General features: G+C 66.8%; 23 protein-coding genes. 20 read left to right on the forward strand and 3 right to left on the reverse strand.

The features are described 5' to 3' along the window. Positions 1–34 precede the first annotated feature (34 nt). Entirely contained in the window at positions 35–694 is a 660-nt protein-coding gene (locus WKW82_RS09600; protein ID WP_340342055.1) for a hypothetical protein, read from the reverse strand. 291 nt (positions 695–985) lie between these two features. On the opposite strand from WKW82_RS09600, the gene kdpF reads away from it, so the two are divergent. From kdpF to WKW82_RS09675, 15 genes are all read left to right on the forward strand, one after another. Then, complete coding sequence (gene kdpF, locus WKW82_RS09605) at positions 986–1,084, forward strand: K(+)-transporting ATPase subunit F (RefSeq protein WP_340342056.1); 99 nt, start codon at positions 986–988, stop codon at positions 1,082–1,084. A gap of 1 nt (position 1,085) precedes the next feature. Further along, complete coding sequence (kdpA, locus tag WKW82_RS09610) at positions 1,086–2,888, forward strand: potassium-transporting ATPase subunit KdpA (protein ID WP_340342057.1); 1,803 nt, start codon at positions 1,086–1,088, stop codon at positions 2,886–2,888. A 4-nt stretch (positions 2,889–2,892) separates the two neighbouring features. Further along, a complete protein-coding gene (gene kdpB / locus WKW82_RS09615) occupies positions 2,893–5,175 on the forward strand; it encodes a potassium-transporting ATPase subunit KdpB (protein ID WP_422823453.1) in 2,283 nt (760 codons plus the stop codon). Positions 5,176–5,194: 19 nt separating this feature from the next. Beyond that, complete coding sequence (kdpC, locus tag WKW82_RS09620) at positions 5,195–5,770, forward strand: potassium-transporting ATPase subunit KdpC (protein ID WP_340342058.1); 576 nt, start codon at positions 5,195–5,197, stop codon at positions 5,768–5,770. Positions 5,771–6,021: 251 nt separating this feature from the next. Further along, positions 6,022–8,745, forward strand: coding sequence for a DUF4118 domain-containing protein (locus WKW82_RS09625; RefSeq protein WP_340342059.1), 2,724 nt, complete (start codon positions 6,022–6,024; stop codon positions 8,743–8,745). 4 nt (positions 8,746–8,749) lie between these two features. Further along, the gene (kdpE, locus tag WKW82_RS09630; protein ID WP_340342060.1) at positions 8,750–9,445 is read left to right on the forward strand and encodes a two-component system response regulator KdpE; all 696 of its coding nucleotides are present in this window, start codon (positions 8,750–8,752) and stop codon (positions 9,443–9,445) included. Between the two features lie 119 nt (positions 9,446–9,564). Beyond that, positions 9,565–10,806, forward strand: coding sequence for an MGDG synthase family glycosyltransferase (locus tag WKW82_RS09635; RefSeq protein WP_340342061.1), 1,242 nt, complete (start codon positions 9,565–9,567; stop codon positions 10,804–10,806). An 85-nt stretch (positions 10,807–10,891) separates the two neighbouring features. After that, positions 10,892–11,503, forward strand: a complete 612-nt coding sequence (locus WKW82_RS09640) for a GspH/FimT family pseudopilin (protein WP_340342062.1) — start codon at positions 10,892–10,894, stop codon at positions 11,501–11,503. Further along, complete coding sequence (gene pilV / locus WKW82_RS09645) at positions 11,500–12,084, forward strand: type IV pilus modification protein PilV (RefSeq protein ID WP_340342063.1); 585 nt, start codon at positions 11,500–11,502, stop codon at positions 12,082–12,084. The genes WKW82_RS09640 and pilV overlap by 4 nt, the downstream gene beginning before the upstream one ends. 10 nt (positions 12,085–12,094) lie before the next feature. After that, on the forward strand, positions 12,095–12,871 hold the full coding sequence (locus WKW82_RS09650; RefSeq protein WP_340342064.1) for a PilW family protein: 777 nt from the start codon (positions 12,095–12,097) through the stop codon (positions 12,869–12,871). Continuing rightward, entirely contained in the window at positions 12,868–13,473 is a 606-nt protein-coding gene (locus tag WKW82_RS09655; RefSeq protein WP_340342065.1) for a pilus assembly PilX family protein, read from the forward strand. The genes WKW82_RS09650 and WKW82_RS09655 overlap by 4 nt, the downstream gene beginning before the upstream one ends. Beyond that, positions 13,470–16,787 (forward strand): pilus assembly protein, encoded by a 3,318-nt coding sequence (locus WKW82_RS09660; protein ID WP_340342066.1) that lies wholly within the window; start codon positions 13,470–13,472, stop codon positions 16,785–16,787. The genes WKW82_RS09655 and WKW82_RS09660 overlap by 4 nt, the downstream gene beginning before the upstream one ends. A 58-nt stretch (positions 16,788–16,845) precedes the next feature. Then, a complete protein-coding gene (locus WKW82_RS09665; RefSeq protein WP_340342067.1) occupies positions 16,846–17,334 on the forward strand; it encodes a type IV pilin protein in 489 nt (162 codons plus the stop codon). 47 nt (positions 17,335–17,381) lie between these two features. Continuing rightward, complete coding sequence (locus tag WKW82_RS09670; RefSeq protein WP_340342068.1) at positions 17,382–17,813, forward strand: hypothetical protein; 432 nt, start codon at positions 17,382–17,384, stop codon at positions 17,811–17,813. Beyond that, positions 17,810–18,382 carry a tyrosine-protein phosphatase gene (locus tag WKW82_RS09675; RefSeq protein ID WP_340342069.1) on the forward strand — a complete coding sequence of 191 codons (573 nt, stop codon included), beginning with the start codon at positions 17,810–17,812 and terminating at the stop codon, positions 18,380–18,382. The genes WKW82_RS09670 and WKW82_RS09675 overlap by 4 nt, the downstream gene beginning before the upstream one ends. Before the next feature lie 54 nt (positions 18,383–18,436). Here the strand turns inward: WKW82_RS09675 and WKW82_RS09680 are convergent, their stop codons facing one another. Beyond that, positions 18,437–18,754 carry a plasmid stabilization protein gene (locus WKW82_RS09680; RefSeq protein ID WP_340342070.1) on the reverse strand — a complete coding sequence of 106 codons (318 nt, stop codon included), beginning with the start codon at positions 18,752–18,754 and terminating at the stop codon, positions 18,437–18,439. A gap of 214 nt (positions 18,755–18,968) precedes the next feature. Between WKW82_RS09680 and WKW82_RS09685 the strand changes: the two genes are divergently transcribed. The 4 genes from WKW82_RS09685 (at position 18,969) to WKW82_RS09700 (ending at position 22,423) form a co-directional block, all read left to right on the forward strand. Continuing rightward, entirely contained in the window at positions 18,969–19,781 is an 813-nt protein-coding gene (locus WKW82_RS09685) for a pseudouridine synthase (protein WP_340342071.1), read from the forward strand. A 165-nt stretch (positions 19,782–19,946) separates the two neighbouring features. Then, positions 19,947–20,609 carry a response regulator gene (locus WKW82_RS09690; protein ID WP_340342072.1) on the forward strand — a complete coding sequence of 221 codons (663 nt, stop codon included), beginning with the start codon at positions 19,947–19,949 and terminating at the stop codon, positions 20,607–20,609. Continuing rightward, complete coding sequence (locus WKW82_RS09695; RefSeq protein ID WP_340342073.1) at positions 20,606–21,985, forward strand: sensor histidine kinase; 1,380 nt, start codon at positions 20,606–20,608, stop codon at positions 21,983–21,985. Before WKW82_RS09690 ends, WKW82_RS09695 begins: the two co-directional genes overlap by 4 nt. 63 nt (positions 21,986–22,048) lie before the next feature. Continuing rightward, positions 22,049–22,423, forward strand: a complete 375-nt coding sequence (locus WKW82_RS09700; protein WP_340342074.1) for a hypothetical protein — start codon at positions 22,049–22,051, stop codon at positions 22,421–22,423. A gap of 118 nt (positions 22,424–22,541) precedes the next feature. On the opposite strand, the gene aqpZ is transcribed toward WKW82_RS09700, so the two are convergent. Further along, entirely contained in the window at positions 22,542–23,240 is a 699-nt protein-coding gene (gene aqpZ, locus WKW82_RS09705) for an aquaporin Z (RefSeq protein ID WP_340342075.1), read from the reverse strand. Positions 23,241–23,586: 346 nt separating this feature from the next. On the opposite strand from aqpZ, the gene WKW82_RS09710 reads away from it, so the two are divergent. Further along, positions 23,587–24,561 carry an ABC transporter substrate-binding protein gene (locus WKW82_RS09710; protein ID WP_340342076.1) on the forward strand — a complete coding sequence of 325 codons (975 nt, stop codon included), beginning with the start codon at positions 23,587–23,589 and terminating at the stop codon, positions 24,559–24,561. Positions 24,562–24,584 lie beyond the last annotated feature (23 nt).

Genomic DNA, 24,584 nt, shown 5'->3' on the forward strand with positions numbered 1-24,584 from the left:
CGCGTGGCGCGGGGTCTGCAAACCCGTCTGGCCATCAAGCAAAGATGGCAGCGGCAACAGCAAGGTCGATCGTCAACGCCAGCAGGAACACCCACAGTGCGAGCAGGAATGCGCGGCCTCGGGACAGGCCAAGGCGCATGTGGAACCAGCGTGTCTGGACGCTGAAATACCAGGCGATCGTGGTGAGGGCGACCACGCCCGACGCGATCGCAAAGTCGAGCCGGCCCAGCGCCGTGGCGATCGCGATGCCCGCGGTGAACGGCGATGCGAAGAGGCATTGCAGGAAGAACGGCCGGCGCAGCGTCTCCCGATCCACGACACGCCCTTGCTTCACCAGCAGGGCCCAGGCCATAAGCAGCGGGAAGAAACTCCATGCGATGGCGCGAAAGATCAGCAGGTTGGTTTCCGATGCCATCAGGGCGCGCGACAAGTCCGACCTGGTCGTGACGCTGTTCTGATGCAGCGCGATCTCGAGCGCATGCGCCAACAAGATCGTCAGCATCAGGAACAGCGGTGGACTGACGAGGTCGACGAACTGCTTCTCCGGTGGTTCATCCATCTCGGCCTCTGCCTTGGCCGCCACGGTCAAGGGGTGCCGAACCACGCGCCACAGCGTCCTTGGATAGAACAGGAGCCACGTCATCACCTCGTAGAGAAGCTCTTCGAGGGACCGAATGAATTTGAGGAATTCCATTGAACAGAGCAGTGGCCTGGCGGTTCCTCTTGCGGGCGAGCAAGGTGGTCGGATTATGTGCACCGGTGCTCGTTCGACGATAGCGGGTCGGCTTTTTTACGGCTTATTTACACCCCACGCCTCACTCCATTCCCCGTTTTTACGCGCCGTTTCCGAGACTGCCTGCATGTCTGGAAACCGGAGTGTCTGAATGGACCTGATATGGATTGCCACCCTGGCCGTGCTGTGGCTTGGGGTGGTGCGAATGGTGGCGGGGCTGCACGAGCTGCAGTCGTCCGAATGGGAGCGGCCGTGATCAGCCTCGACGTGCTCTATGGCTTCGGTGCGTTCATCTCGATCGCGCTGTTTGCCTACCTGGTCTACGCGCTGCTTCGCGCGGAGGAGTTCTGAAATGAACGCCTCTGCCTGGACCTTGCTCGCGGTCTTCCTTGCCGTGCTGGGCCTGCTGGCCTGGCCGGTCGGGCGCTTCCTGGCGGCCTTGTGCGATGGTCGCTTGCCGCACTGGATGGCGCGTGTCGAAGCACCGCTCTACAGACTTGCTGGCATCTCGCCCGACGACTCGATGCACTGGCGAACCTACGCGTTGGCGGTGCTCGCGTTCAACGCGCTGGGCGCGCTCGTCGTCTATGGCTTGCAGCGCCTGCAAGGCCTGCTGCCGCTCAACCCGGCCGGCATGGCGGCGGTGTCGCCCGACTCGTCCTTCAACACCGCGGTCGCCTTCGTCACCAACACCAACTGGCAGGGCTATGCCGGTGAGTCGACGATGAGCTATCTCACGCAGATGCTCGGGCTCACGGTGCAGAACTTCCTCTCGGCCGCGACGGGCATCGCCGTCGCGTTCGCGTTAGCCCGTGGCTTTGCGGCGCGTCGCACGGATGGCAAGGGCTCAGTCGGCAATTTCTGGGTCGATGTCACACGCATCACCACATGGCTGTTGTTGCCGTTGTCCTTCGTCATCGCCGTGTTCTTCGCAGGGCAGGGCGTGATCCAGAACTTCGACAGCTACAAGACCATCGACACCGTCGAAACGCAAAGCTGGCAGCAGCCGAAGAACGGCCCCGACGGTCAGCCGCTGAAGGACGCCGCCGGCAACCCGGTGATGGAAGACGCGAGCAGCAAGACGCAGACATTGGCGATGGGCCCGGTCGCATCGCAGGAGGCGATCAAGATGCTCGGCACCAACGGCGGCGGCTTCTTCAATGCCAATTCGGCGCACCCTTACGAGAACCCGAGCGCGCTCGCGAACTTCGTGCAGATGCTGGCGATCTTCCTGATCCCTGCCGCCCTATGCTTCGCCTTCGGCCGCGTCGTGGGCGACCTGCGGCAGGGTTGGGCGGTGCTGGCTGCGATGACGGTGATGTTCGTGATCGCGGTGGTGGCGCTGGTGCCGGCGGAGCAGGCGGGCAACCCCTTGCTGGCGTCGATGGGCGTCGACCAGCTGCACAGCGCCTTGCAGGCCGGTGGCAACATGGAGGGAAAGGAAGTGCGCTTCGGCATCGACGCGTCCACATTGTTCGCGGCCGTGACCACGGCCGCTTCGTGTGGCGCCGTCAACGCGATGCACGACTCGCTCACGCCCATCGGCGGCATGGTGCCGATGGTATTGATGCAGCTCGGCGAGGTGGTGTTCGGCGGCGTCGGCAGCGGGCTCTACGGCATGCTGATCTTCGCGATCCTCGCAGTGTTCATCGCGGGCCTGATGATCGGCCGCACGCCGGAATACCTCGGCAAGAAGATCGAGACGCACGAGATGAAGCTGACCTCGATCGCGATCCTGGTGACGCCGATCCTGGTGCTGGCCGGCACCGCGCTCGCGGTGAGCCTGGCGGACGGCAAGGCGGGCATTGCCAATCCGGGCGCGCATGGCTTTTCCGAGATCCTTTATGCGCTGACATCGGCCGGCAACAACAACGGCAGCGCCTTCGCCGGGCTCTCGGCCAACACGCCGTTCTACAACGGCTTGCTGGGCTTGGTGATGTGGCTCGGTCGCTTCGGCGTGATCGTGCCGGTGCTGGCGATCGCCGGCGCGCTGGCCGCGAAGAAGCGCTTGCCTGAAACGGCCGGGACCATGCCGACGCACGGCCCGCTGTTCGTGTCCCTGCTGATCGGCACGGTGTTGCTGGTCGGCTTGCTCAACTACGTTCCGGCCCTGGCGTTGGGCCCCGTCGTCGAGCATTTGATGCTCTGGAAGTGATCCCATGAAATCCGAAAACCTTGCTGTCGTCCCGATGCCGAAGCTGTCGACGCGCTCGTCGCTGTCGCTGTTCGACTCGTCGCTGATCGTGCCCGCGCTGCGCGGCGCCTTCGCCAAGCTGAGCCCGCGCGTGCAGTGGCGCAACCCTGTGATGTTCGTCGTCTACATCGGCAGCATCCTCACCACCTTGCTGTGGCTGCATGCGATCGGTTTCGAGGGCGGCACCGGCATGGCGCCCGGCTTCGTGCTGGCCATCTCGGTGTGGCTCTGGTTCACCGTGCTGTTCGCGAACTTTGCGGAAGCGCTGGCCGAAGGGCGCAGCAAGGCGCAGGCCGCATCGCTGCGCGGGCTGCGCAAGGACACCTGGGCCAAGAAGTTGAAGGGCGGCCATCGCGATGCCGGCCTTCACGGCGCGCTGACCCAAGACCAGGCAACTCTCCATTCAGCACGCGCAACGGCAGACGGGGGCACATGGCTGCCCGAGCAGGCGCCGAACCTGCGCAAGGGCGATGTCGTGCTGGTGGAAACGGGCGATGTGATCCCGCTCGACGGCGAAGTCATCGAAGGCGTGGCCTCGGTCGACGAGAGCGCCATCACCGGCGAATCCGCGCCCGTGGTGCGCGAGTCGGGCGGTGACTTTTCGGCAGTGACCGGCGGCACGCGCGTGCTCTCGGACTGGCTGGTTGTGCGCATCACGGTGAACCCCGGCGAGTCCTTCCTGGACCGCATGATCGGCATGGTCGAGGCGGCCAAGCGCTACAAGACGCCGAACGAGATCGCGCTGACCATCCTGCTGGTTGCGCTGACGCTGGTGTTCCTGATGGTGACCGTGACGCTGCTGCCGTATTCGATCTTCAGCGTGGGCGCGGTGGGCGCGGGCACCGTGGTGTCGCTGACCGCGTTGGTCGCGCTGCTGGTGTGCCTGATCCCGACCACCATCGGCGGGCTGCTGTCGGCGGTCGGCGTGGCGGGCATGAGCCGCATGATGCAGGCCAATGTGATCGCGACCTCGGGCCGCGCGGTGGAGGCTGCGGGCGACGTCGACGTGCTGCTGCTCGACAAGACCGGCACCATCACGCATGGCAATCGGCAGGCCAGTGCGTTCCTGCCCGGGCCGGGCATTGCGCAGCAGCGGTTGATCCATGCGGCGGTCATTGCTTCGCTGGCGGATGAGACGCCCGAGGGTCGCAGCATCGTCGAACTGGCGCGTCGCATGGGTGTGAGCGACTCGGCCAATGCCGGCGCGATGGGAGGCGACGGAAAGCCTGACGCAGTGAAGACGCTGGCCGGTGGCAGCGCGGCACACGCAGTCGCCAGCGCGGGCGGCCGGTTTGTCGCGTTCACCGCGCAGACACGCATGAGCGGCGCGGACCTGCCCGTCGTTGGCCACACCGTCGAGACCGGCGCCGTCATGCTGCGCAAGGGCGCGGTCGAAGCTGTGCGCAAGCATGTCGAGGCGCTGGGCGGTTCGATGGCCCCAGAGCTGCTTCGCACGGCCGACGACGTGGCCCGCCGCGGCAGTACGCCGCTCGCCGTATCGGAGGGCAATCGCGTGCTCGGCATCGTCGAGCTGAAGGACATCGTCAAGGCCGACATCAAGGAGCGCTTCGCCGAACTGCGCCGCATGGGCATCAAGACCGTGATGATCACCGGCGACAACAAGCTCACGGCCGCAGCCATCGCGGCCGAGGCAGGCGTCGACGACTTCCTTGCCGAGGCCACGCCCGAAGACAAGCTCGCGCTGATCCGCCAGTACCAGGCCGAAGGCCGCCTCGTCGCGATGACCGGCGACGGCACCAACGACGCGCCCGCGCTCGCGCAGGCCGACGTGGCCGTGGCCATGGGCAGCGGCACGCAGGCCGCAAAGGAGGCCGGCAACATGGTCGACCTCGACTCCAACCCGACCAAGCTGCTCGAAGTGGTCGAGACCGGCAAGGCGCTGCTGATGACGCGCGGCTCGCTCACCACCTTCTCGATCGCCAACGACGTGGCGAAGTACTTCGCGATCATCCCGGCGATCTTCGTGTCGACCTATCCGCAACTGGGTGCGCTCAACGTGATGAAGCTCGCGAGCCCGTCATCGGCCATCCTGTCGGCGGTGATCTTCAACGCGCTGGTGATCGTGTTCCTGATCCCGCTGGCGTTGAAGGGCGTGCGCTATCGGGCGGTGGGCGCCGCGGCGCTGCTGCGTCGCAATCTCGCGATCTACGGGCTGGGTGGACTGATCGTCCCGTTCATCGGCATCAAGGCCATCGACTGGCTGCTGGCCCTCGTCGGCTGGGTGTGAACTCTCTGCAGGAATTCCAATGACAAAGCAAATCATTCGCCCCGCGCTCGTGATCTTCACGGCACTCACGCTGATCACCGGCGTGCTCTATCCACTGGCCGTCACCGGTGTCGCGCAAGTGGCGTTTCCCGCGCAAGCGGAAGGCAGCCTGGTGATGCGCGACGGCAAGGCGGTCGGCTCGACGCTGATCGGCCAGAACTTCAGCGACCCGAGGCACTTCTGGGGTCGCCCCTCGGCCACCGCGCCGATGCCCTACAACGCTGCCGCTTCCGGTGGCGCCAATCAAGGGCCGTTGAACCCGGCACTGGCCGACGCGGTCAAGGCCCGCATCGACGCCTTGCGCGCCGCCGATCCGAACAACACCGCGCCGGTGCCGGTCGACTTGGTCACGGCATCCGCCAGCGGCCTTGATCCGCACATCAGCCCAGCCGCCGCGCGCTACCAGGCGCTCCGAGTTGCACGCGCTCGCAACATGCAGGCCGCGCAAGTCGAGGAACTGATCACCCGCCATACCGAAGGCGCGTTGTGGGGCTTGCTCGGCGAGCCACGCGTCAACGTGTTGGCGTTGAATCTCGCTTTGGATCAGCCAAGGTAGATGACGACGCATCGCCATGACGCCTCTTTCTCCCTCTCCCCCTGGGAGAGGGTTGGGGTGAGGGCTCCGGGCCTTGGCGAGGGCGGCAACCTTGCCACCGCCGCTGCCCTCACCCCCGCCCTCTCCCAGAGGGAGAGGGAGTAAGTCCAAATCGCCGTGTCGTGGTATTCCTTTCGCGTCCTTCGCGTCCTCTGCGTCCTCTGCGTCCGGCTGTCCGCCCGCGTATTTGGTCGTAAGCTGAGCACCGCCAAATGAACGACGCCCTCCGCCCCGACCCCGACGCGTTGCTCGCCCAACTGCGCAACGACGAGGCACGCGCACAGCGCGGCAAGCTGCGCATCTACTTCGGCGCAAGCGCTGGCGTCGGCAAGACCTGGGCGATGCTGAGCGCCGCGCAACGCGAACGCGCTGCGGGCCGCGACGTGCTCATCGGCGTCATCGAGACCCACGGCCGCGCCGAGACCGCTGCCTTGCTCACCGGCCTCGAACAACTGCCGCTGCGCCAGGTTTCCTACCGCGACCGCACGTTGCCCGAGTTCGACCTCGACGCCGCCTTGACGAGAAAGCCTGCCGTCCTACTGGTCGACGAACTCGCCCACACCAACGCCCCGGGCTCACGCCATGCCAAGCGCTGGCAGGACGTTCAGGAGTTGTTGGCAGAAGGCATCGAAGTCTGGTCCGCCCTCAACGTGCAGCACCTCGAAAGCCTCAACGGCACGGTCGGCGCCATCACCGGCGTGCGCGTGCACGAGACCGTGCCCGACACCGTGCTCGACGAGGCCGACGAGGTGGTGCTGGTCGATGTCACGCCCGACGAACTCACCGCGCGCCTGGCAGCAGGCAAGGTCTACCTGCCGCAGCAAGCCGAACGCGCCGCGCAGAACTTCTTCCGCAAGGGCAACCTCATGGCGCTGCGCGAGATCGCGCTGCGCCGCACCGCCGAGCATGTGGAAGACGACATGCGCGGCTGGCGCATCGAACAGTCCGGCGCTCCGGCATTGCAGGCCTGGAACACCTCGGGCGCGATCCTCGCCTGCGTCGGCCCGCTCGAGGATGCGGCCCAGGCCGTGCGCACCGCCGCACGCCTCGCAGGCCAACTCAACGTCCGCTGGCATGCGGCCTATGTCGAGACGCCGCCGCTGCAGCGACTGCCAGCGTCCAGGCGCGACCGCATCCTGTCCGTGCTCAAGCTCGCAGAAGAACTCGGTGCGCAGACCGCGGTGCTCACCGGCGCAGACGTGGCGCAGCAGCTCGCCCTGCAGGCTCGCAAGCTCAACTGCGCGATGCTGGTCATGGGCCGGCGCGCAGCGCCCCAAGGCTGGTACCGATGGTGGCCATGGCGCACATCGCTCGCGCGCCGTCTGGCACAGCAAGCACCCGCGCTGGACATCGTCGCGGTCGGCCATGTCGAAGTCACGCGCCGCCTCGCACGCGCACCGCTGGATGCGCGGGGCCATGGTGCGACGGACGTGGCCGATCACCAGCCACCCTCACGCTGGCGCAGCTTTGTCGCAGCCGCCGCGAGCAGCCTGGCGGTCACATTGCTCGCCACCCCGCTGACCGGCGTGCTGGAGCCGGCCAACATCGTGATGCTGTTCCTGCTCGGCGTGGTCATCGTGGCCGCGCGCTACGGGGCCCGCGCCGCGGCCTTCGCGGCCTTGCTCAACGTGGGGGCCTTCGACTTCTTCTTCGTACCACCGCGCATGTCGTTCTCGATCAGCGATGTGCAGTACCTCGTGACCTTCGCCGTCATGCTGGTCGTTGGGCTGCTGGTGGGGCAACTGACCGCGGCGCTGACCTTTTCAGTGAACGTGTCGAACAGCCGCGAGCGCCGCGCGCAATCGCTGTTCGAACTCGCGCGCGACCTGTCCGCGGCGCTGGAGAGCACCCGGGTTGTCGAACTCGGCACCGCCGCCGTGCAACGCTACTTCGGCGGCCAGGCCCGCGTGCTCATCACCAATGAGGCCGACCAACTGCTGCCGCCCGATCCAGCGCCCGAAGGCTTCGACTTCAGCGTCGCCGACTGGGCCTTTCGCCAGGCCCAGCCCGCAGGCCTGGGCACCGCCACGCTGGCCGCTCAGCGCTGGCACTACATCCCCTTGCAAGCGCCGATGCGCGTGCGTGGCGTGCTCGCATTGGAACCCGCGCAGGCGCGCTGGCTGCTGATCCCCGAGCAGGCGCAGCAACTCGAGACGCTGGCGCGGCAGATCGCCATCGCACTCGAGCGCGTGCACTACGTCAACGTGGCGCAGACGGCAGTCGTCGAAATGGAATCGGAGCGCCTTCGCAACGCCTTGCTCGGTGCCATCTCGCACGACGTGCGCACGCCGCTCACCGCGCTGATCGCCTTGGCCGAATCGCTGCGCACACTGCCACCGGACCAGCATGCCGAGGCGGCCCAGGCGATCGTGTCGCAGGCGCGTGCGTTGAATGCGCTGGTCGACAACCTGCTCGACATGGCGCGGCTCGAAAGCGGCATGGGCAACGGCACGGTGAACCTGCGTCGTGACTGGCAATCGACCGAGGAGGTGGTGGGTTCCGCGATCCGCGCCGCACGTCCTGCGCTCGGCGACCACGTTGTGCAAACCGAACTCGCACCCGAGCTTCCATTGGTCGAGTTCGACGCGGTTCTGATCGAGCGCGTGCTCGTCAACCTGCTGGAGAACGCCGCGAAGTACGGCGCGCCGCCGATCGTTCTCGGCGCGAGGGTCACGCCATCCACGCTGGTGCTCACCGTGCGCGACCACGGTCCCGGATTGCCCCCGGCATTGAAAGGCCGCGAGCAGACGCTCTTCGACAAGTTCACGCGCGGCCAGCCCGAGTCCGCGACGCCGGGCGTGGGCCTCGGCCTGGCCATCTGCAAGGCCGTGGTGAGCGCGCACGGAGGCACCATCGCCGCGGCCAACGCCGAACGCGGCGGGGCAGAATTCACTGTCACCCTGCCAAGGCGAGAGCCGCCGTATTCGATTTCCTGAGCCCATGCCCCAACCCACCGCCATCGTGATCGAGGACGAGCCCCAGATCCGCCGCTTCGTGCGTGGCGCGCTGGAGGCCGAAGGCTGGCAGGTGCACGAAGCGGCCAACCTGCGCGATGGGCTCGCCGCAGCCGGCACACGCCAGCCCGACCTGCTGGTGCTCGACCTCGGCCTGCCCGATGGCGATGGCGTCACGCTGATCCGGGACGTGCGTGGCTGGTCGGCGGTGCCGATCATCGTGCTGTCGGCGCGCACCGACGAAGCCGACAAGATCGAAGCGCTCGATGCCGGTGCGGACGACTACCTCACCAAGCCCTTCGGCACCGGCGAGTTGCTGGCCCGTGTGCGCGCCAACCTGCGCCGGCCACGCACCGCGAGTTGTGGCACCGATGAAGCCGAGGCCATCTTCCGCTTTGGAGAGATCGAACTGGACCGCGCCGCGCGCATCGTGCGCCGCGCCGGCCAGGAAGTGCACCTCACCCCCACCGAATACCGCCTGCTCACCACGCTCGCCGCCAACCCCGGCCGCGTGCTCACGCAGCGGCAACTGTTGCGCGAGGTCTGGGGTCCATCGCACGCCGAACAGAGCCACTACCTGCGCATCTACATGGGGCATCTGCGCCAGAAACTGGAACGCGACCCGGCGCAGCCGAAGCACCTGCTGACCGAGACGGCGGTCGGCTACCGTCTGCTAATCTAGCGTGCTGTCCCTCGACGGGAACTCCAAAAAATCAGGTTGCGGTGCCCGCAGGGAGGGCGCAGCATGCGGCGCCAAAGGTGCTGCAAGCCGACATGACGGCCGCGACCGCTTCAACGCCCATGACAAGCCAACAACTCCTCATCCTCAGTGTCAGCGCCGGCAACGGCCACGTCCGCGCCGCCCAGGCACTCGCCGCCACCGCCCAAGCCATGGCACCCCCTTGCGACGCGACCCACATCGACGCCATGGCCCACTTCCCGAGCGGCTTCCGCAAGGTTTATACCGACTGGTATATCAAGCTCGTCAACCGCGCGCCCGAGGTCTGGTCGTACCTGCACCAGAAGACCGACACCACCCCCCACAGCGCCACCTCGCAGCGCCTGCGCCGCGGCATCGAGCGCGTGAGCGCCGGCGCGTTGCTGCGCGAGGTGCACCGCGTCGACCCCAAGGCCATCGTCTGCACCCACTTCCTGCCGGCCGAGTTGCTGATGCGCGAGCAGAACAAGGGCCGGCTCGACTGCCCGGTGTGGCTGCAGGTCACCGACTACGACCTGCACAACATGTGGATCGTCCCGGGCATGGCCGGCTACCTCGCTGCCACCGACGAAGTGGCGATGCGCATGCGGGCGCGCGGCCTGGCATCCGACCGCATCCACGTCACCGGCATCCCGGTGATGCCGGCGTTCTCGCAGCCCGACGCACCTGATCTGGCTCGCGATGCCTGCATCACGCGCCTGGGCCTCGACCCGGCGCGCAAGGTGATCCTCATGGTCTCCGGCGGCGCCGGCGTGGGCGACCTGCCGAGCATGGTCGAACGCGTGCTGGCGCTCCAAGGCCCGGGCTGCGACTTCCAGGTCATCGCTGTCGCGGGCCGCAACGAAGCCGCGCACGAAGCGCTGAAGCGGGTGAGCGAACGCGCAGCCGGCCGGCTGGTCGCCATCGGCTTCACCAATGAGATGGAACGCCTCATGGCCGCGGCCGACCTGGTCGTCACCAAGCCCGGCGGCCTGACGATTTCCGAATGCCTCGCGCTCGGCAAGCCGATGCTGCTGGTGTCGCCCATCCCCGGTCAGGAAGAGCACAACGCCGGCTTCCTGATGGAGGAGGGCGCGGCCTGGCTGGCCTACGACAGCATCGGCCTGGAATACAAGATCGCGCGGTTGATGGCCGCACCGGCGCAACTCGCCCGCATGGCAGGGATCAGCCGCGGCCTGGGCAAGCCCGATGCCGCGCACCGCGTGCTCGGCCGCGTGTTGTACGCCTCAAGTTGTAGTCCCGCCGCCCATCGTCGTCCGGGCGCCGTTTGTCGGAGGGGTGCGTGCGCACTCGCTCGAGCGGCTTCAAAAACGTGCAAGCTATAGGCTTACTTCCCGTCGCACCTGCAGCGCGGAAGGCAGGCCAGGGAGCAACAGGTGAAGAACGCCGCCAGCACCCTGTACCTGATCGATGACTTGCACGATCCGCTTCGTTGCCGTTGCCCGAACGGTCTCTCGCTCGACCTCCCGCACGAGCCCCCGTGAAGCGCGCTGCCAGCGCGGCGTGACCGCCATCGAATTGATGGTGGTCCTCGCGGTGCTCGCCATCCTTGTCACCGTCGCGGCTCCTTCCTTCATCGACCTGACCCAGCGCAACCGCGTCGCCACGGAGATCAATGGCTTCGTCGGCGACCTGCAGTTCGCGCGTGCCGAAGCCATCCGTCGCGGCCAGAACGTGACCCTGTGTGCAAGCACCAACGGCACCAGCTGCGGTGGAACCACGTGGAACAACGGCTGGCTCATCTTCAACAATGGCGATCCACCGGACACCACCATCGACACCGGCATCGGTGAAACGGTGATTCGCAAGCAGGCCAAGTGGAGCAGCACCGACACCTTCACCGCAACCGACGGCTTGGCTGTCATCACTTATAGCCGCGATGGATTTGCGCTGGGCCTGCCGAGCGGCGCAGTCCAGTTGACGCTGAACACCAGCCCGGCCAATGCCAAGGCCACGCGCTGCGTGCTCCTGAACCTCGCCGGACGGCAGCAGGTTCTCACGGCTGGGGGCACCTGTTCATGAAACGCACTGCACCGTCGCGGCCCCATCGTCCATGGCAAGGCGGCTTCACCTTGCTGGAGGTGATGGTCGCCGTGCTGCTGCTCACCATCGGCATCTTCGGCTTTGCCAAGATGCAGGCGCTGGCCATCTCCAGCACGCACACCGCCAGCAGCCGGTCGATCGTGGCGATGCAGGCCAACAGCCTGGCCGCGGCCATGCATGGCAACCGGGAGTTCTGGGGCGACAAGACCCTGGCGCCGGCGACCTTCAGCACCACCGGCGCCACGGTCACTGACGCGACCGCGGTCCTGAGCACCATCCCGACGGGCAATTGCGTATCCGCCACGAAGCCAGCGGCGGCCACGTGCACCCCGCAGCAGATGGCGGCGCTCGAGGTCGGCCTCTGGGCGAGCAACCTCAACAGCCTGCTTCCCGCGACGACTTCGGTCGTCAACTGCACCAGCACTGCCACCACACCCGTGAGTTGTGTCCTCACGATCAACTGGAACGACAGGTACATCAATGCCACTCGCTTGACGGCGGCCGAAAGCGGTGTCGGCACCGGTGGAGCGCGCTCGTACACCCTCTACATCGAACCCTGAGGTGTCGTCCATGCGAAGAAGTCAACCCATCCTGCGCGCAGCCCGACAAGCCGGCTTCACGCTGATCGAGCTGATGGTGGCGATCGCCATCGCGTTGTTCCTGCTCGCGGCGGTGCTCAACGTCTACCTGAACATGAAAAGCACCTTCAACGCGCAGGACGATCTCGCGCAGCTGCAGGACAGCCAGCGACTCGCGCTCACCATGCTGACCACCACCATCCAGTCGACCGGCTACTACGTTGACCCGGTCGTCAATACGCGGGCCTCGGAGCTGCCGCAGGTGCCTGTGGTGACCCGCGCCGATGGCTCCAGCTACGCCTTCGCGCCCGCACAGGGGATCGTTGGCACCGGCGACGGCTCTGGCACCGGGGTGTTGTCCGATACCGTCACGGTGCGTTACCAGCGCGCGAACGGCGATGGACTGTTGAATTGCCAGGGAGTTGGCAACACCGCGGGTGCCGTCGGCAGCGTGGCCGTGACGGTCAACACCTTCAGGGTCAATGCCAACAACGAACTCACCTGCACGCTGGACGACGGCACGGGTGCCGGCGCGCCCGTGGCGCTGGCGAGCAACGTCAAGTCATTCAGCGTGATGTATGGCGTCGACACCGATGGCGATGCCAAGCGCGCCGTCGACACCTACATGCCGGCCTCGGGCATCACGGCGGCGCTCTGGAGCAACGTCTACACCGCCCGGGTCACGCTCGAATTCATTCGAAAGAAGGTCGACGGCTCGGCTGGATCCGTCAAGGTGGTCCAGGTCATCAACCTCATGAATATCAAATGAAGCAGAACTTTCGCTCTTCCCCAGGCCGCGCGCAACGCGGTGTCGCGCTTCTGACCAGCCTGCTCATCCTGGTCATCGTCTCGCTGGTGGCGGTGAGCATGTACCGCAGCTTCGGCACGCAGGAGTCGATTGCCGGCAACACGCTGGAGAAGCAGCGCTCCCTTCAGGCGGCCGAGAGCGCGGTGCGCTATGGCGAGTGGTGGCTGGGCGAAGAAGGCAATGCCGGATCTGGCGGCGCCTGCAGCGGCACTGTCGATGGAAACGTCCTGAGCAACATGCGGATCTGCGGCATCGGCAGCCAGTTGGTGAATCCCGGAACGCTGCCCTGGAGCAGCAGCATCACCTACCAGCCGCCACAGATGCCGGTGCTCGCCACGGGCAAGGTCAATACCGACCCGACGAAAGGCACCGTCGGCGATGTCAACTATGCCGCAACGCCCGCCCTGCACATTGCGCTGCTGGAGGATGGGACGGGCCGCAAGGTCTACCAGGTCACCGGCGTCGGCTACGGCGGGCGCGATTCGACCGTCAGCGTGGTGCAGAGCGTCTACGCCTACACCTGGTCCACCACCAAGGACCTCAGCGGGGAACCCACACAATGACCTCCCGATTCTTCCGTTGGCTCCTGACGCTGTTGGCGCTCGGGCCCTGGGCCCTGGGCGCGCAGGCTGAGGTCATCAGCGACACGCTGACCGGCGCCTCGTCGGCATATCGTTGGCAGAGCCTTGGCGGCGCCTGCCTCACGGCTGGCGATGGCTCAGGCTCCATTCCCAAGTGCGTCGGGCATCCGTACTACGTGAGCAGGGGATCAACGTTGGTGGGCGGCGTCACGGGACAACTCGCTACCACCGCCGATCCGGTCGGCGCTGGTGCGCTGCGCCTGACCAATGGGGGTTCCAACAGCACAGGCCAGACCGGCGCCGTTTATTCGAAGTTCGACTTTCAATCCAACCAGGGGGTGGAGGTGACCTTCAAGACGGTGACCTATGGAGGAAATGGCGCCAATGGGACGGGGGCGGACGGGATTGCCTTCTTCCTGGTGAATGGGGACAAGGTTACGAACGTCGATGCCACCACGAAGACCGGCGCGGACGGCGGCAGCCTGGGCTACAGCTGTGCCAACGCGAAGGGCAACAACGATGGCCTGTATGGCGGATACGTGGGCCTGGGGATCGACGAGTTCGGCAACTTCGCGAACCCGGGCGACAACACCGCCACCGGGCCGGGATTCGTCCCCGGTGGGGTCACGCTGCGTGGCGCGGGCAATGTCAACTGGGCCGGGCTCAGCAGTGACTCCGCAAGCGCAAACAATTACCCGACGAGCCTGACCGCGGCCCAGCAGCAGGAAGCCGTCGGCAACACATGTCGCACCGGGAAGCTCTGGAATTACAGCAACCCCTCGGCGCCCGTCGCGACCTTGAACCCGGTCCTTGACTACAACCACATCGCCACCAGCACGCTGCCGGCCACGTCCCCCATCGCCAATCAGCAAGGCATCGCGAATCCGACGCGGGGCAATGCGAAGCCCATCACCTATGGCTTGAAGATCACGCAGGACGGCTTTCTGAGCCTGAACTACAGCTATGACGGCGGGGCAGCGCAGAGCGTGATCAACAACAAGCTGATCACCGCCGACAATGGGCCGCTGCCCACCAAGTTCCGTTTCGGATTCGTTGCCGGCACCGGCAGCGGCACCAACGTGCACGAGATCGTCTGTTTCAAGGCGGCGCCGGTCAACGTGGCCTCGAGTTCCGCTGGCATCAACGCGGCGCAGGTTCGGGTCGGGACGCAGCTCTACCTGGCCAGCTACCATCCCGTGAACTGGTGGGGGCAGCTCACCGCGACGAACCTGGGGATCGATGCGACTGGCGCGGTGTCGATCAGTGCGAAGGCCAATTGGGATGGGAGCTGTGTGCTCACGGGCGGTGTCTGCGACAGCACCGGCGTCGCCACCCCCACGCAAGCTTCCGACGACCGCAACATCCTCACTTCGGACAATTCGATCGGTGTTCCTTTTCGGTGGGGTGCCACCGGTTTCCCGGGAATCAGCGACGCGCAGAAGAACGCGTTGAACGCCGAGGACCGGCTCAAGTACCTGCGCGGGGACCGCACCAACGAACTGCCAGCGAACCCGGTGGCCGGCAAGACGTACTACCGGGTGCGCGACAGCGTGTTGGGCGACATCATCAACTCGAGCCCGACCTGGGTCGGCCCGCCGCGAGCCCCATTCACGGCGTCCTGGAAAGATCTGCTGTCGCGGACTGCCGTGCAGGAAGGCTCGAGCTACAGCGCCTTCGCGCTGGCCCAGGCCACCCGGACCAACGTGGTGTACGCGGGAGCCAACGACGGCATGCTGCACGGGTTTCGGGCGGGTGCGTACGACGCCGCAGGCGCCTTCAACGCGGCCAACAACGACGGCAAGGAGGTCCTTGCCTACATGCCCGCGCAGGCCCTCAACACCATTTACTCCACCACGCCGGCGCTCGACTTCTCGTCGCCGCAATATGGCCACAATTCCTTCGTCGACGCCACGCCGGGCACGGGTGACCTGTACTACAACGGTCAGTGGCACACATGGCTGGTGGGCGGGCTCGGCGCCGGCGGCAACGCGGCTGGGGTGATCGGCGACAACACCAACATCGCCACCGGCGCGATCTACGCACTCGACGTCACCACCCCCAACGACTTTTCGGAAGGCAATGCGGGCACCTTGGTCGTGGGCGAATGGAGCTCGAGCAACTTGTCCTGCCTGGCGACCTTGAACTGCAACGAAAACCTGGGCAGCACCTACGGCACGCCGATCATCCGGCGCATGCATGACGGCAACTGGGCCGTCATTTTCGGCAACGGCCTCAACAGCAAGAACGGCGGCGCCGGCATCTTCATCATGACGGTCGACCAGCTCACCGGCGTCAAGACCTTCCGCTACCTGGCGGCGGGCACCGGCTCGGCCCGCAAGACCACGGGCGAGCGCAACGGCATCGCCTACGTCACCTCGGCGGACCTGGACGGCGACAACGTCATCGACTACCTCTACGCGGGCGACGTGTTCGGCAATGTCTGGCGCTACGACGTGACCAGCGCGATTCCGACCAACTGGGGCGTCCGCTTGGACCCGATCTTCTCCACCGGCGGCCTGCCGATCACCTCCCGCATGACCGTGACATCGGTTATGGCCGGGTCCACGGCGCCGCGCCTGATGGTGAGCTTCGGCACCGGCCAGATCTATCCGCAAACCCTGAGCGCCGCCGCCAAGCCCGCCACGGGCGCGCAGCAGATGTTCGGCGTATGGGATTGGGACATGGACGGCACCGTCGCTGCCCCCGGCTGGAACACCAAGGGCTCGACGCAGTACACCAGCCTGGCTGCCCCCCAGACGGTGAACGTGTCGACACTGCAGGCGCAGACGGTGATCACGGAAGCCAGCTATTCCAGCGGCCAGATCTCGGGCGCGCGCGTCGTGAGCCGAAACCCGATCTGCTGGGCGGGCTCGACCGCCTGCGCCAGCGGCAACGACAAGTTCGGATGGTCGGTGCCATTGGATCCCACCGAGCAGATCGTCTACAACCCGATCATTACCGACGGGCTGTTCCTGGTGAACACCACGTTGCCAGCGGTGAACCAGGTGTTGAGTTGCGACCAGCAACCAGCCTCGGGCTTCACCATGGTGATCGATCCGGGCACGGGCGCGCCGCCTCCGACAACCTACTTCGTCAATGCAGCGCGCAGCCTCGTGGCCGCCCCGGGACAGGTCATAGCGGGCATCGGCCTGAGTGGCGTGGGCTCCCCTTCGGTCGTGAGCGTCGGCACCCGGAGGTTCGGGGTCATGCAGACGGTGGGCGGCGTGGCGAAGGCGGAGGAGGTCGTGCCCCCCAAGGGCAGCGGCGCGCGGCTGACCTGGATCAAGCGGCGCTGATGTGCCTTTGTCGACAACGCAGCGCAACTGCCAACCCATGCCACGAGAGGACGCCGCTATGATCAAGGCCACTTTTTCTTGTCAAGCCGGCCCGGTGTCGCGACGCAAGCATGTGCGAGGCTTCACGCTGATCGAACTGATGATCGTGGTGGCCGTGATCGGGATCCTGAGCGCCATCGCTTATCCGTCCTACCAGTCGTACATCCTCAAGTCGCGCAGGGCCGACGCCAAGAATGCGTTGTTGGAATTGGCAGCAAGGGAGGAACGCGTGTTCAGCAATACCAATGCATATTCACTTGATCCTGTGGAGCTCGGCTATGGTCCCGCCGGGACGACGTGGCCGTTGGACATCAGCTCGAGCGGGTCGGCCTCTTACCAGCTCACGGTAGCCGCCGATGCCACGGGATATGTCGCCAAGGCGAAGCCCAAGGCAGGCACCCCGCAAACCGCAGACCGCGACTGCCTCGAATTCCGCATCAAGGCCGATGGATCCAAGTCCAACTACGACCTGGCCAACAATGAACTGACCTTGGCGAACTGCTGGTAGGGATGAGCGTTCGTCGGACTGCGGGGTACCTCGCGTGGGTACTCCTGATGGCGTTCTTCTTCGCCAATGTTGAAATCCAGATCGAAGGCAGCGCCGGCTGGGCCGCCAACCTGCCGACCTGGCGCATCGAGAAGCATTGGCTGCTCGACATCTTCTGGGGCGGCCGCGCGATGACCGGCTATCACGCGTGGGTGTTCTCGTTCATGGCATTGGTTTTTTTCTCGCCGCTCGCCTTCAACGGCAAGTGGGAGTGGCGCGATGCCGCGCTCGCGCTGGCCGGCGTCATGACCTTCTGGATGGTCGAGGACTTCGTCTGGTTCGTGGCCAACCCGGCGTATGGCTGGGCCAAGTTCGATCCGGTGCATGTCGCGTGGCATCCGCATTGGTTCCTGGGGGCGCCGGTCGACTACTGGATCGGGCTGGGCGGTGCCGTGCTGATCGTCTGGCTGCTGCATCGTTCCGGCCGCGTCCGACGATGAGACGCTATTCGCGGCGGCGCTACGCTGTGCTCGATGTGCGGCCCGATCACTGGGCCGAGCCGCTGCCAGGCGACCTGACCGCCTTGCCCGAGAACCTGCATCGCGTCACGCCCACGTTGTACCGCAGCGGCCAGCCGCGCCGCGAGGAGGTGCCGGCGCTTGAAGCGCTCGGCATCCGCACGGTGCTGAGCTTCCGCTCCTTCAACAGCGACGAGCGCGCGTTTCGCAACCACCCGGGCATCGAACGCCAGCGCGTGCGCATCGACACCTGGTCGATCAACGACGACGAGGTGTTGCGGGCGCTCATCGCGATCCGCGAAGCGGAGAAGAAGGGCCCGGTGCTGGTCCACTGCTGGCATGGCGCCGACCGCACCGGCGTGGTGATCGCGCTCTACCGCATGGTGGTGCAGAGGTGGAGCAAGGATGCGGCGCGGTACGAGATGTTTCGTGGCGGCTATGGCTATCACACGCTCTGGCGCAACATCCCGCGCTACCTGGAGCGCGTGGACGTGGACGCGATGCGCGACGCGCTTGCTGCGGCGGAAGCCTCGGCCTCGCCGAGCGCCTGAGGTTTCCCCGCGCGTCGCGCGTGTGGCCGGCACTTGCGGATCGGCTGGGGCAGGCTATTTGTGCTGGCCTGCCGCCGCGTTGCGCTTGCGCGTCGCGGCAGCTTTCTTCGCAGAGGCTGAGCGCTCTTCCGCCGTGCGCGAAGCGGACGCAGCGCCCCCCAGCCGGCCGCCCTTGCGCGAGGGCGCATGGTTCTCCGGCTTGCCCCGACCCGAGCCGCTTTTCTTGCCGCCACCGGTTTCCTTGTTCACCGTGGCCCAGGCGCGGCGCTCGGCCTCACCCTCGCTCAGGCCGCGCTGCTCGTAACCCTTCTCGATGTGCTCGGCCTGGCGTTTCTGCTTGTCCGTGTACGACGATTTGTCACCTCTTGGCATGGTGGACTCCTTTGTCCGCAGGGGAAGGAAGCTCAGCGTGCGACTGCGGCGCGTCCGACGTGTAGGAATGGCAAGTCAACGCGCGTCGGCCAGCACTGAGCCCCGTTCCCCACGGCGTCCGTCCAGTCACCACCTGAGACCACCGACATGGAAGGCCACTTCGGCCCATCGGCCGGAGAGCGCGATGGCGCGCTTCGGGATAATCGCCGGCACCATGACCGACGCTCCATCCCCGTCCGCCCCCGGCGCCGTGCGCCTCAACAAGCGCATGGCCGAGCTGGGCCTGTGTTCGCGCCGCGAGGCTGATCTCTGGATCGACCAGGGGTGGGTCAAGGTGAACGGCCAGGTCGCGCCGATGGGCGTCAAGGTGACGCCGGCCGACCGCGTCGAGGTCGACAAGAAGGCGCACGGCCACCAGGCCACGCAGGTCACCATCCTGCTGCACAAGCCGATGGGCTATGTCAGCGGCCAGGCCGAGGACGGCCACGAGCCCGCGGTCATGTTGATCAACCCGCGCACCCATTGGCGCGAGGACCCCAGCACGAATCGCTTCTCGCCGCCGCAACTGCGCGGCCTCGCGCCGGCCGGCCGGCTCGACATCGACTCCGTCGGCCTGCTCGTGCTGACGCAGGACGGCCGCGTGGCGCGCCAGTTGATTGGCGAGGACTCCGGCATCGAGAAGGAATACCTGGTGCGCGTGACCTGGTTGCCGCCCGGCAGCGGCCCCGGCGACAAGGGCGACATCGCGACCGACGTGCAGAAGGTCTTTCCCCCCGCGCAACTGGCGCGCCTGCGCCACGGCCTGAGCCTTGACGGCCAGCCACTGAAGCCCGCGCGCGTCGACTGGCAGAACCCCGAGCAGCTGCGCTTCGTGCTCACCGAAGGCAAGAAGCGCCAGATCCGCCGCATGTGCGAGCAGGTCGGCCTGAAGGTCGTCGGCTTGAAGCGCATCCGCATAGGCCGTGTGGTGCTGGGCAACCTGCCGGCGGGCCAGTGGCGCTACCTGGGCCCGCACGAAAAATTTTGAACCCCCAGGGCCGGGCCGAGCCCGGCCCGCTCCCCCGGGGGCATCAAGTCAAGCTGGCAAAGCCACATCGACTTGAGAGCCCCTGGGCGCGTCGGCCCCTCCTCATGCACGCCTAACAATTCAGGCGTAGCCTCCCGCCTGGGTTTTCGCAGACCGAGGACAACCGTGCGCGCATTGCTGGTGGAAGACGACGAGATGATCGGGCGCAGCCTGCGCCAGGCCCTGGAAGGCGCGGGCTGGTCGGTCGACTGGGTGCGCGACGGACCGCTGGCGCAAAGCGCGCTCGATGACGGCGACTACACCTGCGTCCTGCTCGACCTGGGCCTGCCCGGCCGGGACGGCGCCGAAGTCTTGCGCCGCGCACGTGAAAGTGGCGATGCCACGCCCGTGCTGGTGCTCACGGCGCGCGGCGACATCGAGGACCGCATCCACGTGCTCGACCTCGGCGCGGACGACTACCTGCAGAAGCCCTTTGCCTTTCGCGAACTCCTCGCCCGCATGCGCGCCATCGTGCGCCGGCGCGACGGGGCCGCGCATTCGCTGATCGGCTCCGGCGCGCTGCAACTCGACCTGACCACGCGCGAGGTGCTGCAGAACGGCGTGCGCGAGATGCTCACCGCCCGCGAGTTCGCGCTGTTGCATGCGTTGCTGGAACGCCCCGGCGCCATCCTCTCGCGCGAGCAACTGGAGAACCGCATCTACGGCTGGGGCGAGGAAGTCACCAGCAACGCCGTCGACGTGCTGATCCACGGCATGCGCCGCAAGATCGGGCCCGATGCGATCCGCAACGTGCGAGGGCTGGGCTGGCGCGTCGCGGTGCCGGCATGAGCTCGCGGGACAGGGGCCGCTGGCGCCCGCGCTCGCTGCGCACGCGCCTCTTGCTGTGGCTGATCACGCTGCATGTGATCGCCGCGGTCGCCACCGCCTGGTTCTCTTTCGGCGCCTACGGGCGCATGGTGCACACCTTCATGGACGACCAGATGCGGCTGGTGGCCGAGTCCCGTGCCGGCAACCGCAAGCCCGGTCCCTTGCAGGCGCTGGATGCCGCCGACGTGCAGGTGCATGGCGCGGTCGTGGTGCAGGAGTGGTCGGCCGACGGCGCCGTGCCGCTCGCGAGCGGCTATCCGGTGGCTGCCGTCCCGCTGCAGCAGACGCCGGGCTTTGCCGACGTGCGATCGGGGCCGGGCGAGGGACAGAGCTGGCGCGTCTTCACGGTGCCCGAGGATGCGGAGCAGCCCGATCGTCCGCGCGTGCAGGTCCTCCAGAGTGAAGCCTTCCGGCAAAAGCGCATCGCCAAGCGCGCGCTGTACGAAGGCTTGCCGCTGGCGCTGATGCTGCCGGCCACGCTGCTGATGCTGTGGCTCATCGTCAGCGCCACCTCGCGCGCGCTGCGCGGCGTGGCGCGCGAAGTGGCGGCGCAGGACGAGCGCAGCGTGGCCGAGTTGCCGCTGGCGCGCGTGCCAGATGAGATCGGCCCGCTGGTCGCGGCCTTCAACACCTTGCTGGCCCGACTGCGCAATGCCTTCGTCGCGCAACGCCGCTTCGTGCAGGATGCCGCGCATGAATTGCGCACGCCGATGGCCGCCATCGGCCTGCAACTGGAGAACCTGCGAGGCCATGTGCCGCGGGGCGAGGCGAGCGAGCGCTTTTCGCAACTCGAGGCCGGCGTCACCCGCGCCCAGCACCTGATCGAGCAACTGTTGCAACTCTCGCGGCAGGAGGGTGCGATCAACGATGCCCGCGCGCCAGTGGACGTGGCCGCGCTGCTGCGCGAGAGCCTCGGCCAACGCATGATGCTGGCCGACCAGCGCAGCGTCGATGTCGGCTTCGACGGTCGCATTGCGCCGGTGCTCGATGCATCACGCACCGACCTGCACAGCGTGTTCGACAACCTCGTGGACAACGCCCTGCGCCATACGCCCGAGGGTGGCGTGGTCGACGTGCGGCTGCATGCGATCGACGGCCGCGCCGTGGTCGATGTGGTCGACGATGGACCTGGCATCGCGCCCCAGTGGCGCGACCAGGTGTTCGATCGATTCTTCAGGGTGCCGGGCACGCCGCCCGGCGGCAGCGGGCTGGGCCTGGCCATCGCGCAGGCTGCGGCGGCTCGCCAGGGCCTGCGCATCGAGTTGCGCGACAGGATGGAAGACGGCGAGGGCACCAACGGCCTCATCGCCCGGGTGCACCTGCTCACGCCCGCCTAAGACTTTGCTCATGGAGCGCTCACTCTGCTTGCCTAGAGTGAAGCTTTTCAGGAGACACCCACCATGCAAGCATTCACCCGTCACGTCGTGACCGCCGCCATCACCGCATTCGCAGCGCTGGGCGTTGCATCGGCTTTCGCGCAGGCGCAGGTGCAGGACGAACGCGAAGCCAACGGCACCGAGGCCATCGGCCAGTCCACCAGCCCGAGGGCGATGAACTCGACGGTCAGGTCAGAGGACGTGCAGCGCGAAGCCATTGCCGCAGCCCATGCCGGCGGCAGCAGCGAGGCCGTCGGCCAGTCGACCGCCGCGCCGGCCTTGAACTCCAGCATGTCGGCCGACGAGGCCTACAAGGGCGCCGTGGCCGCGGCGCACACCACCGGCAGCGAATCCGTCGGAGAGACCATGGCGCATCGGCTGCCGGGCTCGGGAGGCTGAAATTTGGCCCACCCCCGAGCGCCTGCGGCGCTCCCCCTTCAAGGGGGCGCACCCAGCGGCCCGGCAAAGCCGGTTCCGCGAGTGCCCACGAACAGGCAGGTGACTGATACGCCGATCTTCAGTCTTCCTTGAGCAGCACGTTGTAGATCACCGCACCAAGGATGGCGCCAACGATCGGCGCGACCCAGAACAACCACAGCTCCGACATCGCATAGCCGGGGCCGAACAGCGCGACACCGGTGCTGCGCGCCGGGTTCACCGAGGTGTTGGTCACGGGGATCGACACCAGGTGGATCAGCGTCAGGCACAGGCCGATCGCCATTCCGCCGAAGCCGGCGGCGGCGCGCTTGGCCGTCGAGCCGAGGATGACGATCAGGAAGATGGCCGTCAGCACGACCTCGGTGACGAGCGCGGCGGTCATGTTGAACTTGCCCGGCGAATGCTCGCCGAAGCCGTTGGTCGCGAAGCCGCCGACGTCCGCGCCGGCCTTGCCGGTGGCGATCACGTAGAGCACACCCGCCGCCGCGATGGCGCCCAGCACTTGCGAGATGACATAGCCCGCGAGTTCCGATCCGCGGAAGCGCCCGCCGACCACGAGGCCCACCGACACGGCCGGGTTGAAGTGGCCGCCCGAGATCGGGCCGAAGGCATAGGCGCCGGTCAGCACCGTCAGCCCGAAGGCCAGCGACACGCCGAGAAAACCAATGCCCAGTTGAGGAAACGCGGCCGCCAGGACGGCGCTGCCGCAGCCGCCGAAGACGAGCCAGAAAGTACCGGCGAACTCGGCTGACCACTTCTTGAAAGTGCTGTGTTCCATATCCCTGAAGTCCTTGTTGTGAAGTCGAAAAAACGCCCGAACGGAGTCGGGCTGGGCGGATTGTGGGAGCGATAGCGAAGCTTGGGCGAGGTCTTACGACCTGTGCGCATCGCTTGCGCGGAACCTGTTCACGAATCCACCGGCTTTCCGGCGGCGCGCGGCTATCCTGCGGTTTCGTCTCTTTTCATGGGGTTGCCGCATGTCTCCAGTTGCCATCAAGGCCGTCGCAGTTCGTTCCCGCACCGGTGTGGCTTCGCCATACCGGCTGGATCCACCGCGGAGGACGGGCCGGACGCGCCGCGTCACCACGTCTTGGGTCGTGGCCGCCGCCGCAGGCGTCTTCTGCATGAACGCCTGGGCGCAGCAGGGCACGGTCAACGCGTTGTGCAGCACCGATGCGGGCTGGTGCGAGGCGGCCGCGGCCGAGTTCACGCGCGCCACCGGCATCAAGGTCAACCAGGCGCACAAGGGCACCGGCGAGATCGGCGCGCAGCTTCGGGCCGAGGCGGCCAATCCCAAGACCGACATCTGGTGGGGCGGCACCGGCGACCCCTTCCTGCAAGCCGCCGAGCAGGGCCTGCTCGATGCCTATCGGCCGACCTACCTCAACGACCTGTTCGACTGGTCCGTGCGCCAGTACGCGATGAGCAGCAACCAGGTCGGCGGCTTCTACACCAGCACCATCGGCTTCGGCTTCAACACCGACGTGCTGAAGAAAAAGAAGCTGCCCGAGCCGAAGTGCTGGGCCGACCTGGTCAAGCCCGACTACAAGGGCGAGATCGAGATCTCGCATCCCGCGACCAGCGGCACCGCCTACACCATCATCGCGGGCCTGGTGCAGCTGATGGGCGAGGACGCCGCCTTCGACTACATGAAGAAGCTGCACAAGAACGTCACCAGCTACACCCGCAGCGGCCAGGCGCAGGCGCCCAACGTGGCCAAGGGCGAAGTGGCGATCGGCGTGAGCTTCCTGTTCGGCTTCGAACGCTGGCGCTACGACAAATTCCCGGTGAAGACCGCATCGCCCTGTGAAGGCGCAGGCTACGAGATCGGCGGCATCGCGCTGGTGAAGGGCGCGCGCAACAAGGCCAACGCGGTCAAGTACTACGACTGGCTCATGAGCCCGGCGGGCCAGTCCATCGGCGCCAAGGCCGGCAGCTTCCAGACCCCCGCCAACAAGACCTTCAAGCCCGACCCGCGCATCCCCTCATCGGATGGCGTCAAGCTCATCAAGTACGACTTCGAGAAGTACGGCAAGGCGGCCGAGCGCAAGCGGCTGATCGACAAGTGGACGCGGGAAGTGGAATCCCTGCCTCGGTGACAGCGCGCGTGCCCGGGCCGGGT

The organism is Variovorax rhizosphaerae (genome assembly GCF_037889975.1).
Lineage (GTDB): Bacteria > Pseudomonadota > Gammaproteobacteria > Burkholderiales > Burkholderiaceae_C > Variovorax > Variovorax rhizosphaerae.

Excerpts from the sequence above, each read along its gene's own strand:
- WKW82_RS09600 (WP_340342055.1), bottom strand. The coding sequence starts at position 694 with ATGGAATTCCTCAAATTCATTCGGTCCCTCGAAGAGCTTCTCTACGAG.
- kdpA (WP_340342057.1), top strand. The coding sequence starts at position 1,086 with ATGAACGCCTCTGCCTGGACCTTGCTCGCGGTCTTCCTTGCCGTGCTG.
- kdpB (WP_422823453.1), top strand. The coding sequence starts at position 2,893 with ATGAAATCCGAAAACCTTGCTGTCGTCCCGATGCCGAAGCTGTCGACG.
- kdpC (WP_340342058.1), top strand. The coding sequence starts at position 5,195 with ATGACAAAGCAAATCATTCGCCCCGCGCTCGTGATCTTCACGGCACTC.
- WKW82_RS09625 (WP_340342059.1), top strand. The coding sequence starts at position 6,022 with ATGAACGACGCCCTCCGCCCCGACCCCGACGCGTTGCTCGCCCAACTG.
- kdpE (WP_340342060.1), top strand. The coding sequence starts at position 8,750 with ATGCCCCAACCCACCGCCATCGTGATCGAGGACGAGCCCCAGATCCGC.
- WKW82_RS09635 (WP_340342061.1), top strand. The coding sequence starts at position 9,565 with ATGACAAGCCAACAACTCCTCATCCTCAGTGTCAGCGCCGGCAACGGC.
- WKW82_RS09640 (WP_340342062.1), top strand. The coding sequence starts at position 10,892 with ATGACTTGCACGATCCGCTTCGTTGCCGTTGCCCGAACGGTCTCTCGC.
- pilV (WP_340342063.1), top strand. The coding sequence starts at position 11,500 with ATGAAACGCACTGCACCGTCGCGGCCCCATCGTCCATGGCAAGGCGGC.
- WKW82_RS09650 (WP_340342064.1), top strand. The coding sequence starts at position 12,095 with ATGCGAAGAAGTCAACCCATCCTGCGCGCAGCCCGACAAGCCGGCTTC.
- WKW82_RS09655 (WP_340342065.1), top strand. The coding sequence starts at position 12,868 with ATGAAGCAGAACTTTCGCTCTTCCCCAGGCCGCGCGCAACGCGGTGTC.
- WKW82_RS09660 (WP_340342066.1), top strand. The coding sequence starts at position 13,470 with ATGACCTCCCGATTCTTCCGTTGGCTCCTGACGCTGTTGGCGCTCGGG.
- WKW82_RS09665 (WP_340342067.1), top strand. The coding sequence starts at position 16,846 with ATGATCAAGGCCACTTTTTCTTGTCAAGCCGGCCCGGTGTCGCGACGC.
- WKW82_RS09670 (WP_340342068.1), top strand. The coding sequence starts at position 17,382 with ATGGCGTTCTTCTTCGCCAATGTTGAAATCCAGATCGAAGGCAGCGCC.
- WKW82_RS09675 (WP_340342069.1), top strand. The coding sequence starts at position 17,810 with ATGAGACGCTATTCGCGGCGGCGCTACGCTGTGCTCGATGTGCGGCCC.
- WKW82_RS09680 (WP_340342070.1), bottom strand. The coding sequence starts at position 18,754 with ATGCCAAGAGGTGACAAATCGTCGTACACGGACAAGCAGAAACGCCAG.
- WKW82_RS09685 (WP_340342071.1), top strand. The coding sequence starts at position 18,969 with ATGACCGACGCTCCATCCCCGTCCGCCCCCGGCGCCGTGCGCCTCAAC.
- WKW82_RS09695 (WP_340342073.1), top strand. The coding sequence starts at position 20,606 with ATGAGCTCGCGGGACAGGGGCCGCTGGCGCCCGCGCTCGCTGCGCACG.
- WKW82_RS09700 (WP_340342074.1), top strand. The coding sequence starts at position 22,049 with ATGCAAGCATTCACCCGTCACGTCGTGACCGCCGCCATCACCGCATTC.
- aqpZ (WP_340342075.1), bottom strand. The coding sequence starts at position 23,240 with ATGGAACACAGCACTTTCAAGAAGTGGTCAGCCGAGTTCGCCGGTACT.
- WKW82_RS09710 (WP_340342076.1), top strand. The coding sequence starts at position 23,587 with ATGAACGCCTGGGCGCAGCAGGGCACGGTCAACGCGTTGTGCAGCACC.